The 15,847-nt window shown below is 40.5% G+C and carries 17 protein-coding genes; 6 read left to right on the top strand and 11 right to left on the bottom strand.

What is annotated here, in order from left to right; genetic code table 11:
• Positions 1-300, top strand: a complete 300-nt coding sequence (gene ihfA, locus A9267_RS03665; protein ID WP_055024430.1) for an integration host factor subunit alpha — start codon at positions 1-3, stop codon at positions 298-300.
• 194 nt (positions 301-494) lie between these two features.
• On the top strand, positions 495-1,430 hold the full coding sequence (lpxM, locus tag A9267_RS03660) for a lauroyl-Kdo(2)-lipid IV(A) myristoyltransferase (protein WP_065108271.1): 936 nt from the start codon (positions 495-497) through the stop codon (positions 1,428-1,430).
• Positions 1,431-1,514: 84 nt separating this feature from the next.
• Here lpxM and A9267_RS03655 read toward each other — a convergent pair whose 3' ends face one another.
• The 6 genes from A9267_RS03655 to A9267_RS03630 all read right to left on the bottom strand — a co-directional run bounded on the left by A9267_RS03655 (position 1,515) and on the right by A9267_RS03630 (position 7,173).
• Entirely contained in the window at positions 1,515-2,645 is a 1,131-nt protein-coding gene (locus A9267_RS03655) for a ribosomal protein uL16 3-hydroxylase (protein WP_065108270.1), read from the bottom strand.
• 71 nt (positions 2,646-2,716) lie between these two features.
• Positions 2,717-4,087, bottom strand: a complete 1,371-nt coding sequence (gene purB, locus A9267_RS03650; protein ID WP_065108269.1) for an adenylosuccinate lyase — start codon at positions 4,085-4,087, stop codon at positions 2,717-2,719.
• Positions 4,088-4,127: 40 nt separating this feature from the next.
• Entirely contained in the window at positions 4,128-4,748 is a 621-nt protein-coding gene (gene hflD / locus A9267_RS03645) for a high frequency lysogenization protein HflD (protein ID WP_055024434.1), read from the bottom strand.
• A 3-nt stretch (positions 4,749-4,751) separates the two neighbouring features.
• Positions 4,752-5,870, bottom strand: a complete 1,119-nt coding sequence (gene mnmA, locus A9267_RS03640) for a tRNA 2-thiouridine(34) synthase MnmA (RefSeq protein WP_065108268.1) — start codon at positions 5,868-5,870, stop codon at positions 4,752-4,754.
• Positions 5,871-6,010: 140 nt separating this feature from the next.
• Positions 6,011-6,490, bottom strand: a complete 480-nt coding sequence (locus tag A9267_RS03635) for an NUDIX hydrolase (protein WP_065108267.1) — start codon at positions 6,488-6,490, stop codon at positions 6,011-6,013.
• A gap of 35 nt (positions 6,491-6,525) precedes the next feature.
• On the bottom strand, positions 6,526-7,173 hold the full coding sequence (locus tag A9267_RS03630; RefSeq protein ID WP_065108266.1) for an rRNA large subunit pseudouridine synthase E: 648 nt from the start codon (positions 7,171-7,173) through the stop codon (positions 6,526-6,528).
• 284 nt (positions 7,174-7,457) lie between these two features.
• On the opposite strand from A9267_RS03630, the gene A9267_RS03625 reads away from it, so the two are divergent.
• The gene (locus A9267_RS03625) at positions 7,458-9,683 is read left to right on the top strand and encodes an NADP-dependent isocitrate dehydrogenase (protein WP_065108265.1); all 2,226 of its coding nucleotides are present in this window, start codon (positions 7,458-7,460) and stop codon (positions 9,681-9,683) included.
• Positions 9,684-9,930: 247 nt separating this feature from the next.
• Here the strand turns inward: A9267_RS03625 and cspD are convergent, their stop codons facing one another.
• Entirely contained in the window at positions 9,931-10,137 is a 207-nt protein-coding gene (gene cspD / locus A9267_RS03620) for a cold shock domain-containing protein CspD (protein WP_055024439.1), read from the bottom strand.
• Between the two features lie 196 nt (positions 10,138-10,333).
• Between cspD and clpS the strand changes: the two genes are divergently transcribed.
• Both clpS and clpA read left to right on the top strand, forming a co-directional pair.
• Positions 10,334-10,642 carry an ATP-dependent Clp protease adapter ClpS gene (clpS, locus tag A9267_RS03615; protein WP_055024440.1) on the top strand — a complete coding sequence of 103 codons (309 nt, stop codon included), beginning with the start codon at positions 10,334-10,336 and terminating at the stop codon, positions 10,640-10,642.
• A 59-nt stretch (positions 10,643-10,701) separates the two neighbouring features.
• The gene (clpA, locus tag A9267_RS03610; protein WP_055024441.1) at positions 10,702-12,960 is read left to right on the top strand and encodes an ATP-dependent Clp protease ATP-binding subunit ClpA; all 2,259 of its coding nucleotides are present in this window, start codon (positions 10,702-10,704) and stop codon (positions 12,958-12,960) included.
• Between the two features lie 133 nt (positions 12,961-13,093).
• Here the strand turns inward: clpA and infA are convergent, their stop codons facing one another.
• The 3 genes from infA to aat all read right to left on the bottom strand — a co-directional run bounded on the left by infA (position 13,094) and on the right by aat (position 14,808).
• The gene (gene infA, locus A9267_RS03605; protein WP_011496276.1) at positions 13,094-13,312 is read right to left on the bottom strand and encodes a translation initiation factor IF-1; all 219 of its coding nucleotides are present in this window, start codon (positions 13,310-13,312) and stop codon (positions 13,094-13,096) included.
• A gap of 85 nt (positions 13,313-13,397) precedes the next feature.
• Positions 13,398-14,111 (bottom strand): arginyltransferase, encoded by a 714-nt coding sequence (locus A9267_RS03600; RefSeq protein ID WP_065108264.1) that lies wholly within the window; start codon positions 14,109-14,111, stop codon positions 13,398-13,400.
• Positions 14,101-14,808 carry a leucyl/phenylalanyl-tRNA--protein transferase gene (aat, locus tag A9267_RS03595; protein WP_065108263.1) on the bottom strand — a complete coding sequence of 236 codons (708 nt, stop codon included), beginning with the start codon at positions 14,806-14,808 and terminating at the stop codon, positions 14,101-14,103. The genes A9267_RS03600 and aat overlap by 11 nt, the downstream gene beginning before the upstream one ends.
• Before the next feature lie 53 nt (positions 14,809-14,861).
• Between aat and A9267_RS03590 the strand changes: the two genes are divergently transcribed.
• Positions 14,862-15,353 carry a glycine zipper 2TM domain-containing protein gene (locus A9267_RS03590; protein ID WP_055024444.1) on the top strand — a complete coding sequence of 164 codons (492 nt, stop codon included), beginning with the start codon at positions 14,862-14,864 and terminating at the stop codon, positions 15,351-15,353.
• Between the two features lie 106 nt (positions 15,354-15,459).
• Here A9267_RS03590 and A9267_RS03585 read toward each other — a convergent pair whose 3' ends face one another.
• Positions 15,460-15,822: a hypothetical protein gene (locus A9267_RS03585; protein ID WP_065108262.1), complete on the bottom strand. Its 363-nt coding sequence runs from the start codon at positions 15,820-15,822 to the stop codon at positions 15,460-15,462.
• Between the last annotated feature and the right edge of the window lie 25 nt (positions 15,823-15,847).

The raw sequence follows: 15,847 nt of genomic DNA, 5'->3' as shown, positions 1-15,847 counted from the left end.
ATGGCACTTACCAAAGCCGAAATGGCAGAACATCTTTTTGAAACGCTGGGCATTAACAAACGTGTTGCCAAAGAGATGGTTGAGTCTTTCTTTGAAGAAATTAGAGAAGCTCTTGAAAGTGGTGAGCAGGTCAAGTTATCTGGCTTTGGAAACTTTGATCTGCGCGATAAGAATCAAAGACCGGGAAGGAACCCAAAAACTGGTGAAGATATTCCGATTTCAGCCCGTCGTGTTGTGACTTTCCGTCCAGGACAAAAGCTGAAAACTCGAGTAGAAGAATCTAACTCGGCTAAGAAATAATTTCGCTTTCGTTGTAAAAGCCACTCTGAAGAGTGGCTTTTTTGTTTGTATATTTAGCAAAACATCAACGATTGTCGTGAATGGCGTTAAAATGTGTGCCGTTGGAATCATATAATTGGTATTATATGACGTTGAAACATTCCTTTTGTTTATATCGTTTTTTGTTCGTGTTGTTGTAATCTCTGAGGTTTCTTTTGGCTAGACAAGCAAAACATTTCGATCGTCGGTTCACTCTTTCCTTACTTCACCCAAGATATTGGGGCTCATGGTTAGCAATTGCTGTTTTATTTATTTTTGGCATCTTACCTGCCAGAGTACGTGATCCCATTTCTCGTTTACTGGCAAAGTTAGTGATGCGAATTGCTAAAAAACCTATTCAAGTTGCACGGATGAATATTCAAACGTGTTTTCCTGAAAAGTCTGCTGATGAAGTTGAGTCGCTAATTAAAGCAAACGTGGATATGTTTGTTTTAGCCTTGTTGTCACAAGCTGAGCTTTTGATTAGGTCGAATGAGCATATTAAACGTCGAGTGACGATAGCGGGTTATGAACATGTGCAAGCTGCGAGGGACGCGGGCCAACCCATTATCTTTATTATGCCTCATGTTTGGCCGATTGATTATGCTGGGATCAGGTTAAATTTAGCATTACCAATGGTAACCATGGCGAAAGCCCACAGAAACGGTTTGTTTAACTGGTTTAGTAATCGCCTACGTAGTAGTCAAAAAGGGCGGGTTTACATGCGAGAAGCGGGTATACGCGCGTTAATCAGTGAATTACGTCAAGATAACAGTTTCTTTTACTTACCAGATGAAGATTTAGGACCCGAACAAAGTGTTTTTGCGCCTTTACTTGGAACGGAGAAAGCTACTTTGCCAGTGGTTGGCCGTCTTGCACAGGCGGGTAAGGCGAGGGTTATTCCTGTAAAGATTGGCTATGACACCGAGAAATATCAATTCAACTTAACATTAATGCCTGCAGTTGATGAGCAAGATATGGTGGGCAAGGATAATGAGGCCATCGCGCTTAATAAGATGGTGGAGCAAGTCATTATTGCTTACCCTGAGCAATACATGTGGTTTTTGAAGTTTTTAAAAACAAGGCCAAATGGTCAGTCTGAATTGTATTAGCAGTAACAATCGCTATTATACAACAGGCGCTTAACCCAATGGGTAAGCGCCTTTTTTGTATTAATACTTCAAGACCTTTACACGCTATTCAGCGAAGTATAACCAACCTTGATTTACACATAATGTGAGTATTGTGATGACTGCGGGTAAATCTTTCCAGTTCAGTAAAACTGACTGACAGATGAGATGCTCGTTACTGACGATATCGATAATCTCACTCTCTATATTGTCAACGTTTACAGCTTCACCATTGATATAGATTTGTGCTTGTTTATCGTTTTCTAGTGACAGAATTTTGAGTCCGCCGACGCGTTGTAAGCTTGCACCGTCTTCAATGGCTTCAATCACATCTGCTGAACTAATCGCTTGTTCAAATGGATTTATGTCTAGCTCAAAACGGCTTTGGCTTAACATTTTCCCAAGCATTGTTTGATATTGGTTTGGATCGTTTGCCAGTTGGGCTAATAAATCCATAATCCCTTGTTGTTGTACTTGGCTTACTTGGCCTTTATTTGCGACTTCTTCATTCGAAGTAAAACGGTGTTGGCCACAATTATTGTCAATCAATGCATCAGCTAATTCTGTTAACAGTTCTTGTTGGCTTGGTGCTCTAAAACCGATTGAGTAACTCAATGCCAGTGACAATGTTTCGCCGCAGTGGGGAAAACCTGGTGGAATGTAAAGGATGTCACCTTTAGTTAAAACCACATCGATAATTGGCTCAAAGTCATCAACTAATGGGCTATTTATATCGCCGCCACGTTGTTTATGGTCGCCTCTATCGCCGACTTTCCAGCGACGTTCGCCTTCGCCTTGAATAATGAATACATCATAATTATCGATATGAGGTCCTACACCGCCTTTAGGTGTTGCAAAAGACACCATCAAATCATCAAAGCGCCAATCTGGTAAAAACCGGAATGCTTCAACAAAAGCTTGTGACTCAGGATACCAATGGTTAACTGCTTGTACTAATAATTGCCATCCGTCTTCGCCGTATTCGTCATAATCCTCAAAGGGACCTTGTATGACATTCCAACCATCCGATTTCGTTTGGACAATACGAGAAGAAATATCTTCTTCCATTGCCAAGCCTGCTAATTCATCGGCAGAAATCGGATCTTCAAAGGCATTAAAAGCATTTTTAATGACAATAGGCTTTTTTTGCCAAGTGTCTTTGACAAACGCCGCAGTATCAAAATTTAATGTATACATAGTCAATAAAAAGGCGACAGCTCTGCTGAGATGTCGCCATTCCTTAATTTAAACAGATAGCTGTTTATAAATTACTTTAACTCATCAACAAACGCTTCAGCGCGGCCGATGTAGTTAGCTGGTGTCATTGTTTTAAGTTCAGCTTTAACACTGTCAGGCAGCGCTAAACCATCAATGAATGTAGCAAGTTGTTCGCCATCAATACGCTTACCACGTGTTAACTCTTTTAATTTTTCATATGGCTTTTCGATACCGTAACGACGCATCACAGTTTGTACTGGTTCAGCCAGTACTTCCCAGTTCTTGTCTAATTCGGCACGTAAGTTTTCTTCATTCACTTCAAGCTTACTGATCCCTTTCATTGTTGCTTGATAAGCAATTAATGAATGAGCCATACCGACACCAAGGTTTCGCAATACGGTTGAGTCCGTTAAGTCACGCTGCCATCTTGAAACAGGTAACTTAGCAGCAAGATGTTGCATAAGTGCGTTAGCAATACCAAGGTTACCCTCTGAGTTTTCAAAATCGATAGGGTTAACTTTATGTGGCATCGTAGAAGAACCAATTTCGCCAGCAATAGTACGTTGCTTAAAGTGACCTAATGCAATGTAGCCCCAGATATCACGATCGAAATCGATAAGAATAGTATTGAAACGAGCAACAGCATCAAATAGTTCTGCAATGTAATCATGCGGTTCGATTTGAGTGGTGTATGGGTTCCAGTTAATACCAAGGCTTGTTACAAAGCGTTGTGACAATTCATGCCAGTTAACTTCAGGGTAAGCAGAGATGTGTGCGTTGTAGTTACCAACAGCACCATTGATTTTCCCCATGATTTCAACAGCGTTGATTTGGTTAAGTTGGCGTTCTAAACGAACTGCCACGTTTGCCATTTCTTTACCTAATGTAGAAGGTGATGCTGGTTGACCGTGTGTACGTGACATTAACGGTACAGATTTGTTTTCTGCCGCTAATTTTTTGATTGCATCAACAATTTCAAGACACTGAGGTGCTAATACTAAATCACGTGCTTCTTTAAGCATTAACGCATGAGATAGATTGTTAATGTCTTCAGAAGTACAAGCGAAGTGAACAAATTCGTCAATTGCAACTAACTCAGCGTTGTCTGCAATTTTTTCTTTAATGAAATATTCAACCGCTTTAACGTCGTGGTTGGTGGTTCTTTCAATTGTTTTAACGCGTAACGCGTCTTCTTCGCTGAAGTTATCCTTGATGCTATCCAGTAAAGTTAATGCTTCTTCGCTGAATGGCGGAACTTCTTCAATCTCTGGGCAACTAGAAAGTAGTTTTAACCAGTTAATTTCAACTTGAACACGGTATTTAGTTAAACCGAATTCGCTGAAAATGCCTCGTAAAGAGGTGGTTTTGCTACCATAACGACCGTCTATCGGAGAGATAGCAGTCAGTGCAGAAAGATCCATTTGAAGCTCCTTGATGAACTTTTGTTGTAGGGTGATACGATTAATTATTTTTACGGCTACTAATAGCAGTATCCACAATGGCTTTACGAGCAAAAACGAGGTGGCGACGTTTGCCTCCGAGTTGGCGCCATAAAACTGCACTACGCATAGCTGATAAAAGTAAAGCACGGATTTTTTGTTGTACTTGCGGTTGTTGCAAGCAAGCTGGATTACCAGAAATTTGTAATTTGGGGCCAAGCTCACTGATCACATCGCTGTATATGCTCGCTAAACTCGCAATGATTTGTTCATCGGTAATGGCGAAGTGATGTAATTGACGGTGCACTTGGTTGATACGTTCGGCTAGCATACCTAACCCATTTGCTGAGCGAGCGAGCTTACGTTCTAATGCAAGCATCCCAACTAGGTAGCGAGTGGTTTCAACATCTTTGCTGTTGCCATCACCTAACTGATTCTCAATCAGTTGGTACCCTTTATTGAGTGCTTGTTTATCTTGATAAATTTCTGAAACAGAATCTGGGTCAGTCACCATAATGGTGTTCAAACTCGCAGCAAGAGCTGTTTCGTCTGAATCGCCATGACGCGCGAGATGTTGAACTTGAGCAATCGCTTGTAAAATACCTGCAAACGCCATAGTGCGTTCAAATAATACTTGGCTCACGCTCTATCCTCTAATTAGTGTATCGATAATACCGCCGCCTAAGCAGACTTCACCATCATAAAAAACAGCAGACTGACCAGGTGTCACAGCAGCTACAGGCTCATCAAATATCACGCTAATTTTGTCATCACCTTCAGTCGTCACGGTGCAGTTAACATCTTGCTGACGGTAACGTGTTTTCACGGTAATCTTAGCGGGTGAACATGGGCCTTTGCGGTCAACCCAATGAAGTTGACTTACTGTCATGCCATTTGACATCAGGCGAGGGTGGTTTCCACCTTGGCCGACAATTAAAACATTACGCAATAAGTCTTTTTCAACTACGTACCAAGGATCATCATTACTGTTTTTCATGCCACCAATGCCAAGCCCTTTACGTTGACCTAGCGTGTGATACATCAAACCTTGGTGGGTTCCGATGACTTCGCCTTCAGCGGTTTCAATATCACCAGGTTGCGCTGGTAAATATGTACCTAAAAAGTCAGTGAACTTTCTTTCACCGATAAAACAGATACCTGTACTGTCTTTTTTATCATGGGTAATTAAGCCCATTTCTTTGGCGATATCACGAACTTGAAATTTTTCTAGTTCGCCGACGGGAAATAAACTTTTAGCGACTTGTTTGTCACTTAAGGTATACAAGAAGTAGCTTTGATCTTTGTTGTTATCAATACCACGTAGCATTTGAGTGGTACCGTCTTCGTTGTCGCGGCGGCGGACATAATGGCCCATCGCAATAAAGTCAGCATCTAAAATTTCATCTGCAAATTCTAAAAATGCTTTAAATTTGATTTCTTTGTTGCACATAATATCTGGGTTAGGAGTACGACCTGCTTTATATTCAGCAAGAAAGTGCTCAAATACATTGTCCCAGTATTCAGAGGCGAAGTTAACTGTGTGAAGCTTAATGCCTAGCTTGTCACATACTGCCTGCGCATCTTTTAAATCTTCAGCTGCAAGACAATATTCATCCGTGTCATCTTCTTCCCAGTTCTTCATAAACAATCCCTCAACCTGATATCCTTGCTGTTGGAGCAAGTATGCAGAAACTGAAGAATCTACACCGCCGGACATGCCTACGATGACTTTTTTACCATTTGAATCGGGATTGATTGATGTCATAAAACCTAAAAACCAGTGAAATTACGGATACAAGAGATGAACATGTGGTCGAGTCGAGTGCTTTTCAAGTCAACAAACCCAGTCTTTATTCGTAGATAAATACCTTACGAAAATCTCTAAATTGTGCGGCGCATATTCTATCATGCATTATTGTTGTCGGCTATCACCTGTAAGTCACTATTAATCAGTGATAATGGGCTGTGAGCTTTATGTAAAAAGTCATCTATGGATTTAATGACTAACGGGCTGCGAAGGACCGCTTTACGTTGTTTAATTTCATCTAAAGTTAACCAGTGACACGCGATAATGTCGTTGTCTAGTGGTATGCATTGGTCGTTATCTTGCCATTCAGCTGCAAAAGTAAAACGCACAAAAGCTAATTCTTCACTGGCACTATATTGATAAATGCTTATAAGGCCAGTTAATGTAACATCCAGCCCAGTTTCTTCTCTAACTTCTCTTCTACAGGCCTGCTCGAGTGTTTCATGGGCTTCAATATGGCCAGCGGGTTGATTTAGACGTAGTTGGTTATCAATGAGTTCTTCAACGAATAAAAATTTTCCCTGACTATGGATTACGCAGGCGACAGTCGTATTAGGCTTATAGCGAAGTGTTGACATGGTGTCGTCCTCTCATCATTTTTATTATTAATGTGTTACTGCTTAATGGTTTTATAAGCACCATTAGGCAAGTCATCTAAACTCCATTGACCTATTTTATAGCGAATTAATCTTAGAGTGGGGTGGCCAACATGAGCGGTCATTCTTCTAACTTGACGATTGCGGCCTTCACAAATTTGTATTTCTAACCATGTAGTGGGGATCGACTTTCTTTCCCTAACTGGCGGAACACGTTCCCAAACTGTGGGCTCTTCAATCACCTTAACGTTCGCTGGTAATGTCATTCCATCTTTTAATTCAACACCTTGCTGTAGTGCAGTAATTGAGAGTTCGCTAGGTTCACCCTCAACTTGCACCCAATATGTCTTGAAAGTCTTTTTATTCGGTTGGGTTAATTTTGCCTGTAATTTACCGTCATTGGTCAGCAGTAATAATCCTTCGCTGTCTCTATCTAATCTGCCAGCGGCATAGACATCTTTTACCGGAATAAAATCTTTTAAAGTTTGTCTTCCTGATTCATCAGTAAATTGACATAGAACATCAAAAGGTTTGTTAAATAACACTATTATCGGATTTTCAACAGGTTTACTTACCGTGCGCTTAGTCGGCTTACGGTGTTTTTTATTTACTTTGGAAAATGCAGGTTTAGTGCTAAAACGTTTGGGTTTGTCATTTGCTGACATACATAAGCCTATTTAGGATGAAATTGATTCATTTTGTATAGTTTACTTGGCATTGGGCCTTAGTGGAATTTGAATCTTACAGATAATGGTCTATGATGTTGGCCTAAAAAATGTGATCTGTGCCCGTTTTTACACAAGCAGCCACACATTATTTTTCTAATTTCATAGGGATTTGTGCCATATACAACTGACATCGGCTTATAGATTGATGCAGTTGAAAGGTAGATAGTTATTACAATAATAAAATTATAAAAACTTTTTATTTCAATAATGTAGGAAAAAGCATGAAAGATAATTCTCCAACGATCATTTATACTGAAACTGATGAAGCACCCGCTTTAGCGACGCTTTCATTACTCCCAATCATCCGTACATTTACCAATGCTGCTGGTGTTAAGGTAGAAACCCGAGATATATCTTTATCAGGCCGTGTTATCGCCAACTTTCCTGAAAAGTTAACAGCAGAACAGACAATTTCTGATGCGTTAACAGAGCTTGGTGTGATGGCGGGGACGCCTGAAGCAAATATTATCAAATTACCGAATATCAGTGCCTCAATTCCACAACTAAAAGCCTGTATCGCTGAGCTACAAGCCAAAGGTTATGATATTCCAAACTATCCAGATGAGCCTACGACAGATGCTGAACGTGAAGTTCAAAGCCGTTATGACAAAATTAAGGGCAGTGCAGTAAACCCTGTTTTACGTGAAGGTAACTCTGATCGTCGTGCGCCAGGCTCAGTAAAAAATTATGCTAAGAAAAACCCGCATTCAATGGGTAAATGGGAAAGTAATTCAGCTTCTCACGTTGCTCACATGCAAGAAGGTGACTTTTACGGTAGCGAGCAATCTGTCACCGTTGCCGAAGCAGATAAAGTTAGCATTGTATTAACTAAAGCTGATGGTCAAGATGTTGTGCTTAAGCAGGACTTGCCTTTACAAGCCGGTGAAGTCATCGACACTGCTGTGATGAGTAACAAAGCGCTTGTTGCTTTCTACGAACGTGAAATTGAAGCTGCTAAGTCAGAAGATGTTTTATTATCACTGCATTTAAAAGCAACCATGATGAAAGTATCAGACCCAATTCTATTTGGTCATGCAGTTAAAGTGTTCTTTAAAGATGTGTTCACTAAACACCAAGCATTGTTTGATGAACTCGGTGTTGATGTTAACAATGGCTTTGGTGATGTCTACGCAAAAATTGCAACATTACCAGAAGCAAAACGCGCTGAAGTAGAAGCTGATATTGCAGCTGTTTACGCAAAGCGTCCTGCACTTGCTATGGTTGATTCTGATAAAGGAATCACTAACTTACATGTTCCTAGTGACATCATTATTGATGCATCAATGCCAGCTGCTATTCGTTCATCAGGAAAAATGTGGGGCCCTGATGGTCAGTTGAAAGACACTAAGGCTATGATCCCAGATCGTTGTTATGCCGGTGTTTACCAAGAAACAATTGCATTCTGTAAAGCCAATGGTGCGTTCAATCCAACAACAATGGGCAGTGTGCCAAATGTTGGTTTGATGGCGCAAAAAGCTGAAGAATACGGCAGCCATGATAAAACATTTGAAATTGAGACTGCTGGTTTAGTGAAAGTTATCGACAGTAATGGCAATGTATTAATGAGCCATAATGTTGAAACTGGCGATATTTTCAGAATGTGCCAAGTTAAAGATGCACCAATCCGTGATTGGGTAAAACTTGCTGTAAATCGTTCACGTTTAAGTAATACACCTGCAATTTTCTGGTTAGACAGTAACCGTGCGCACGATGCGCAGTTAATCGCTAAGGTTGAGCGTTACTTAAAAGATCACGATACAGACGGATTAGATTTACAAATTCTAGCGCCTGTAGCTGCAACCCGTGCGACACTCGCACGTGTACATGAAGGTTTAGATACCATTTCAGTAACGGGTAACGTTTTACGAGATTACTTAACTGACTTGTTCCCAATTCTTGAGCTGGGTACCAGTGCGAAAATGCTATCTATCGTGCCACTAATGAATGGCGGTGGTTTATTCGAGACAGGTGCGGGTGGTAGTGCGCCTAAGCATGTTCAACAAGTTGAGAAAGAAGGTCACTTACGTTGGGATTCATTAGGTGAGTTCCTTGCGTTAGCGGCATCGCTTGAGCATTTAAGCCAAACACAAAATAACCCGAAAGCACAAGTATTAGCCGATACGCTTGATGCTGCCATTGGTCAGTTCTTAGATAGCAACAAGTCACCTTCACGTCGTGTCGGTGAGCTTGATAACCGTGGTAGTCATTTCTATTTAGCGATGTACTGGGCTCAAGCATTAGCGGCTCAAGCGAAAGATGCTGATTTAGCCTCTGAATTTAGCGCACTTGCTGAATCATTAACGACTAATGAAGCTGCAATTGTTGCTGAATTAAATGACTCGCAAGGCCCAGCGGTTGATTTAGGCGGTTATTTCCGTTTAGACGCTGTTAAAGCTGAGAAAGCGATGCGTCCTAGCCAATTGCTTAATTCATTTATTACAGGCTAAGCGATAATCGGTTTAAAAGAGCGATTAATTAAAAAGCAGAGATGAACGTCTCTGCTTTTTTTATCTCTGCAGCTTTATACCTGAGCTAAAATCTAAGATGGACAAAGTAAAAGTTGAGGCTAAGTTGAAGGTGATGTGGTCGTTTTTGTTTGATTTATAAGCAAACGATAAATTATTTACATTATTTATGTGAAATAAAAAAGGCAGAGATTAAAATCTCTGCCTTTTTGTTTTATAGTTTCAACGACTATTTAGTCGGTGAAATGGCTGAAGCATGCATCCCTTTAGGGCCCTGCTCAGTTTCGAAATCTACAGGTTGGCCCGCTTTAAGCGTTCTATAACCTTCCATTTCGATTGTTGAATAATGTGCAAATACATCTTCGCCACCCTGATCTGGGCAAATAAACCCGAATCCTTTGGCGTTGTTGAACCATTTAACAGTTCCGCTTGCCATACTTCCACTTCCTTCTGTTGTCTACTTACCAGTAAGATAGTAAAACTTATTTTAATCAGCGGTCTTTTATTGCCGCCTCAGAACAGAATGAAATTTGTACGAAAAGATGTCAAGTAAAAATTAACAAAATGACAACATTTAATTAATTTAATAATATCAATTGGTCTTGTACCAAACTAGAGGCTAGTATTAACACATGGGTAGATTAGGCAGCGTAGAGCACACAGAAGAGCGTGTTGAATCGGAGCTACAACCACCTTCAATGTATAAAGTCGTGTTAAATAACGATGATTACACTCCGATGGATTTCGTGATTGAAGTGCTACAACGTTTTTTTAATAAGGATGAACAACAGGCCACGGACATTATGTTGGCTATCCATCACCAAGGTAAGGGAATATGTGGTGTTTATTCGTTTGGCATTGCTGAAACGAAAGTGTTACAAGTAAATCAATTTGCCAGAGAAAACCAACATCCGTTACTGTGTACATTAGAAGCCGCATAGTGAACAGTTGTTTCTCCATCGGTAACTCTGCAGTTTATGAGTATTTTTAGGGGGTGCTTATGCTAAACAAAGATCTTGAAGTCACCTTGAACCTAGCGTTTCAACAAGCTAGAGATTCACGTCATGAATATATGACGGTAGAACATTTATTATTAGCATTAATCAATAATCCATCGGCCAAAGAAGCACTACTGGCTTGTGGCGCTGATATTACTCGTCTTCACGAGGAAGTATCTAACTTCATTCAACAAACAACCCCGTTAATCGCTGAAAGCACTGAAGAGCGAGAAACTCAACCAACATTAGGATTCCAACGTGTTCTGCAACGCGCAGTGTTTCATGTGCAGTCTTCAGGTCGCAATGAAGTCACTGGCGCAAATGTGCTGGTGGCAATTTTTAGCGAGCAAGAATCACAAGCTGTTTACTTATTACGTCGCTGTGAAATTACCCGCTTAGATGTGGTCAATTTTATCTCACATGGTTTGCCTAAAGATGATGATAATCAGGAAATGAATAACCCTGAAGCATCAGAAGAAGGAACTGAACAGGCTGAAGACAGAAGTTTATTGTCGCAGTTTGCGACCGATTTAAATCAAATGTCTAAGGATGGTGTGATTGACCCACTCATTGGCCGTGATGATGAAGTTGAACGTGCAATTCAAACCTTATGTCGTCGACGTAAAAACAATCCACTACTTGTTGGTGAAGCTGGTGTGGGTAAAACGGCTATTGCTGAAGGGTTAGCTTATCGAATCGTTAATGAGCAAGTCCCCGATGTGATTAAAGATGCAACCGTGTATTCGTTAGATTTAGGTTCATTACTTGCTGGCACAAAATACCGTGGTGATTTTGAGAAACGCTTTAAAGGCTTGCTTAAAGAACTGGGTAAAAATGAACATGCGATTCTGTTTATTGATGAAATCCATACCATCATTGGAGCAGGTGCCGCTTCAGGTGGCGTAATGGATGCGTCTAACTTGCTTAAACCGTTATTATCTAACGGGACATTACGTTGTATGGGCTCAACGACTTTCCAAGAATATCAAAGCATTTTTGAAAAAGACCGAGCGTTAGCAAGACGTTTCCAAAAAATCGATATCAATGAGCCGTCAGTGGCTGAAACCACTAAAATCTTATTGGGGCTTAAATCTAAGTATGAGGAGCACCATGGTGTTCGTTATACTCAAGCGGCAATCAGTTCTGCAGCGAGTTTATCAGCGAAGCACATTAATGATCGTCACTTACCAGACAAAGCCATTGATGTGATTGATGAAGCGGGTGCGAGAATGGTGATGTTACCGCAAAGCAAACGTAAGAAAACCATTGGTCAACCTGAAATTGAAGCGATCATCGCTAAAATTGCGCGCATACCTGAGAAGTCCGTATCATCAACTGACAAGGATTTACTCAAAAACCTAGAGCGTAACCTTAAGATGTTAGTGTTTGGTCAAGACAAAGCCATTGAGGGGCTGAGTTCTGCTATTCGATTATCTCGAAGTGGTTTAGGTGCGGAGAAAAAGCCGGTTGGTAGTTTCTTATTTGCAGGTCCTACTGGTGTTGGTAAAACCGAAGTTACCAATCAATTAGCCGCATGTTTAAATATGAAGCTGATTCGCTTTGATATGTCTGAATATATGGAGCGTCATACTGTATCTCGTTTAATCGGCTCGCCTCCTGGTTATGTTGGTTACGAGCAAGGTGGTCTATTAACTGACGCCGTCATTAAAAACCCGCATTGCGTTGTATTGTTGGATGAAATTGAAAAAGCGCACCCTGATGTTTATAACTTGCTATTGCAAGTGATGGATCATGGTACGTTAACTGACAATAACGGCCGTAAAGCAGACTTTAGAAATGTCACCTTAGTGATGACCACCAATGCTGGTGTCCAAGAGTCTATTCGTACTTCGATTGGCTTTAAACAGCAAGACAATAGCTTAAATGCGATGTCAGAAATCAATAAAGTCTTCTCACCGGAGTTCCGTAACCGTTTAGATTCAATTATTTGGTTTAATCATTTAGATATGACGATAATTGCCAAGGTCGTAGATAAGTTCTTAATTGAGTTACAAGCTCAATTGGATGAAAAACGCGTTACTCTAGAGGTCACTGATGAAGCTCGTACTTTACTGGCTGAAAAAGGCTACGATAAGAATATGGGCGCAAGACCAATGGGTCGCGTTGTCACTGAGCTAATCAAGCGACCATTAGCTGATGAAATACTCTTCGGTAAGTTAGAGGCTGGCGGTATTGCCAAAGTCGACGCTAAAGATAATGAAATTGTTATTAGCTGTGAATGCGAAGAAAAAGTGTCATAACTTAATCGTGTTGATTCTGGTAATAAAAATGGCTATCTGAAAACAGATAGCCATTTTTGTTTGCATCAACGTTAATCATTAGCCAACAAAAAACCCGACAATCAAGCCGGGTTTTTAAATAGATGAGGCAGAATTAACGTGCGCGGAAGACGATACGACCTTTACTTAAATCGTAAGGAGTCAATTGAACCGTGACTTTATCACCCGTTAAAATACGGATGTAGTTTTTGCGCATCTTGCCAGAAATGTGTGCAATCACGACATGACCATTTTCAAGTTCTACGCGGAACATTGTATTTGGCAAGGTCTCAAGGATTGTGCCCTGCATTTCAATGTTGTCTTCTTTCGCCATTAATTGGTTACCTTTATGCCTTCAAATATAAAAAAAATTCGCAGTATCATGCCCCAAAAAGCGCTTGCTGTAAAGGATTGAAACACTAAAGCGTGGGTTCTTTTTCAATATGTTGCCATCCATTCGCTGTTAATATTTGATATGGACGATATAAACGTTTGTAATTCATTTTTCTATTTTCATCAATTTGATAGCCCAGATAAACAAATTGCTTACCTAGTTGCAGGGCTAAATCACACTGCAACAAGATCATGAAGCTGCCGAGTGAGCGTTTAGCATAGTCAGGATCAAAATAACTATAAATGGCTGACAAACTATTATTGAGTTGATCCGTTACAGCCACTCCAATGAGTTTATCTTGGTCAAAAACTTCAATGTAAGTGGGTTTAAGCCAGCTGCACAGCAGGAAGTCATTATATTGAGCTTCACTCGGAGGATACATTGGCCCATCAGAATGGCGGCCACTGATATAACGTTCGTATAATGCGTAGTGTTCAGCTGAACACTCATCTGTGACTTGCCATGTTAAGTCCTGATTGTTTTTGATGGTGCGTTTTTGTCGTTTAGAAAGTTTAAATTCAGGCACCACAACGCGTATAGATTGACATGCTGAGCAACTCGGACAGCGTGGTTTATAAATAGAGTTGCCATTTCGTCTAAAGCCCATGCCAAGTAATTGTTCAAATAGCGCGCTGTCCAACTGTGGCTCTTGAATAATTAATAGCTGCTCTTGAAGTCCATCAATATAGCTACAATCAAAAGGGTGACTAATGCCGACACTGATGCTTCTAGATGTCAAAATATACCTCTTGAGTAACCCAAGCTTGATTATCAATAACTTGATTACGTAATTGTTTTAAGGTTTGTAAAAACTCATTTCTAGGTACAGGTTTCGCACCTAAGTTTTCTAAATGTGGGTTCATAATTTGTGCATCAATCAGCTTAAAACCATGTTTGGCAATATGCTGATTAAGCATTGCAAATGCAGCTTTTGATGCATTGGTTTGGCGATGAAACATTGATTCTCCACAAAATACACTGCCTACCGCTATTCCATATAAACCGCCAACAAGTGTTTTATCATCCCACACTTCAATAGAGTGAGCTTTACCTAAAGAGTGCAATTTAATATAGGCATTTTGAATATCGGTTGAAATCCAAGTGCCTTGCTCACTGGCTCTTGGTTCTGAACATGCTTTGATTACCTCTGCAAAGGCATGATTAATGGTAAATCGCCACGTTGATTTTTTTAGGCATTTTCGCATTGTTTTGTTTAGCGGCTGAGTTTGTGGAGTAAATACCGCTCTTGGGTGAGGTGACCACCATAGGATGGGATCATCATCGTTAAACCAGGGGAAAATGCCTTGATAATAGGCTTCGACTAATCGAGTTGGTGATAAATCACCGCCAACCGCCAGTAAGCCATTTGGTTCGTCAAGTGCTTGCATGGGATCAGGAAATTGAGGAAGGTGATTTAAATAAGACAGTGAGTTCACAATTAAGTATATTATTAAATAGGTCTTATCTATACGTTAGCGGAATTTTGCTTATGTTGAAACTCACAAACAGCTCAGTGATGGTTTTTAGTGCACTTTTGGTCATATTATCAGGGGTAATGAGTAGCACAGCACTAGCGGCATATGAGCGTAATCAGGCAGTGCCAGTTGAAAAGGTAATCTATGGCCAAGTCGAATCAATTAAACACGTTACACAAACGCAATTAGTCGAAGATCGTAACCTTGGCTGGAAAACCTTTGGCGGTGCATTAATAGGTGGCGTTATTGGGCATCAGTTTGGTGGTGGCTCAGGACAGGATGTCGCAACCGTATTAGGCGCATTACTTGGTGGCGCTGCAGCCAACCAATACGGCAACTCAACTCGTACACTTGAATATAAACTAATTGAAATGATGATTAATTTAGACGATGGAACACAAGTTATGGTGATACAAGACTTAGATCCTGGAATGTCATTTGTTGCAGGTGACGAAGTGCGTGTTGTGTATTTAACCGGTTATGTTCGTGTGGATTTAGCCATGTAATGAACGGATAGTAAAATCACATTTTTTGTGTGATTCGCGCAATAAAAAAGGAGCCTCAGTGGCTCCTTTTTTGATTGGTCGCTAGCTCAGTAACAGTAAGCTTGTATTAGAAACCGCGAGGTAAGGTATTTTTACCTGCATTTGCTAATTTTTCACGCCATAGTTCTTTAGGTGTTTTACCGCCTGAAGTGTCGGCTTTTTTAGCAGTAGGCTTTTTCGCTTCAGTTTTGGCTGCAACAGCTTTTTTAGCTGCAGGCTTTTTAGCGACAACTTTTTCTGCAACAGGTGCTTCTGTTTGACCTTGAGTCACTTCAAGGTGCATTTTCTCAAGATCGCTAAAGCGTAAAGACTTGCCGCCATCAATTTTATACCAGCTGCCTTTCTGCTCGATTTCAACAGTTTTTGAAGTTTGTTTTTCAAGAGCAGCTTTAAGTTCGGCGATAAGCGCTTCTTTAGTCAAGTTTGACATATTGAGACCTATTTTTCTGTAATGA

This window comes from Shewanella sp. UCD-FRSSP16_17, assembly GCF_001675935.1.
Classification (GTDB): domain Bacteria; phylum Pseudomonadota; class Gammaproteobacteria; order Enterobacterales; family Shewanellaceae; genus Shewanella; species Shewanella japonica.
This window is presented reverse-complemented; position numbering and strand designations above follow the sequence as displayed.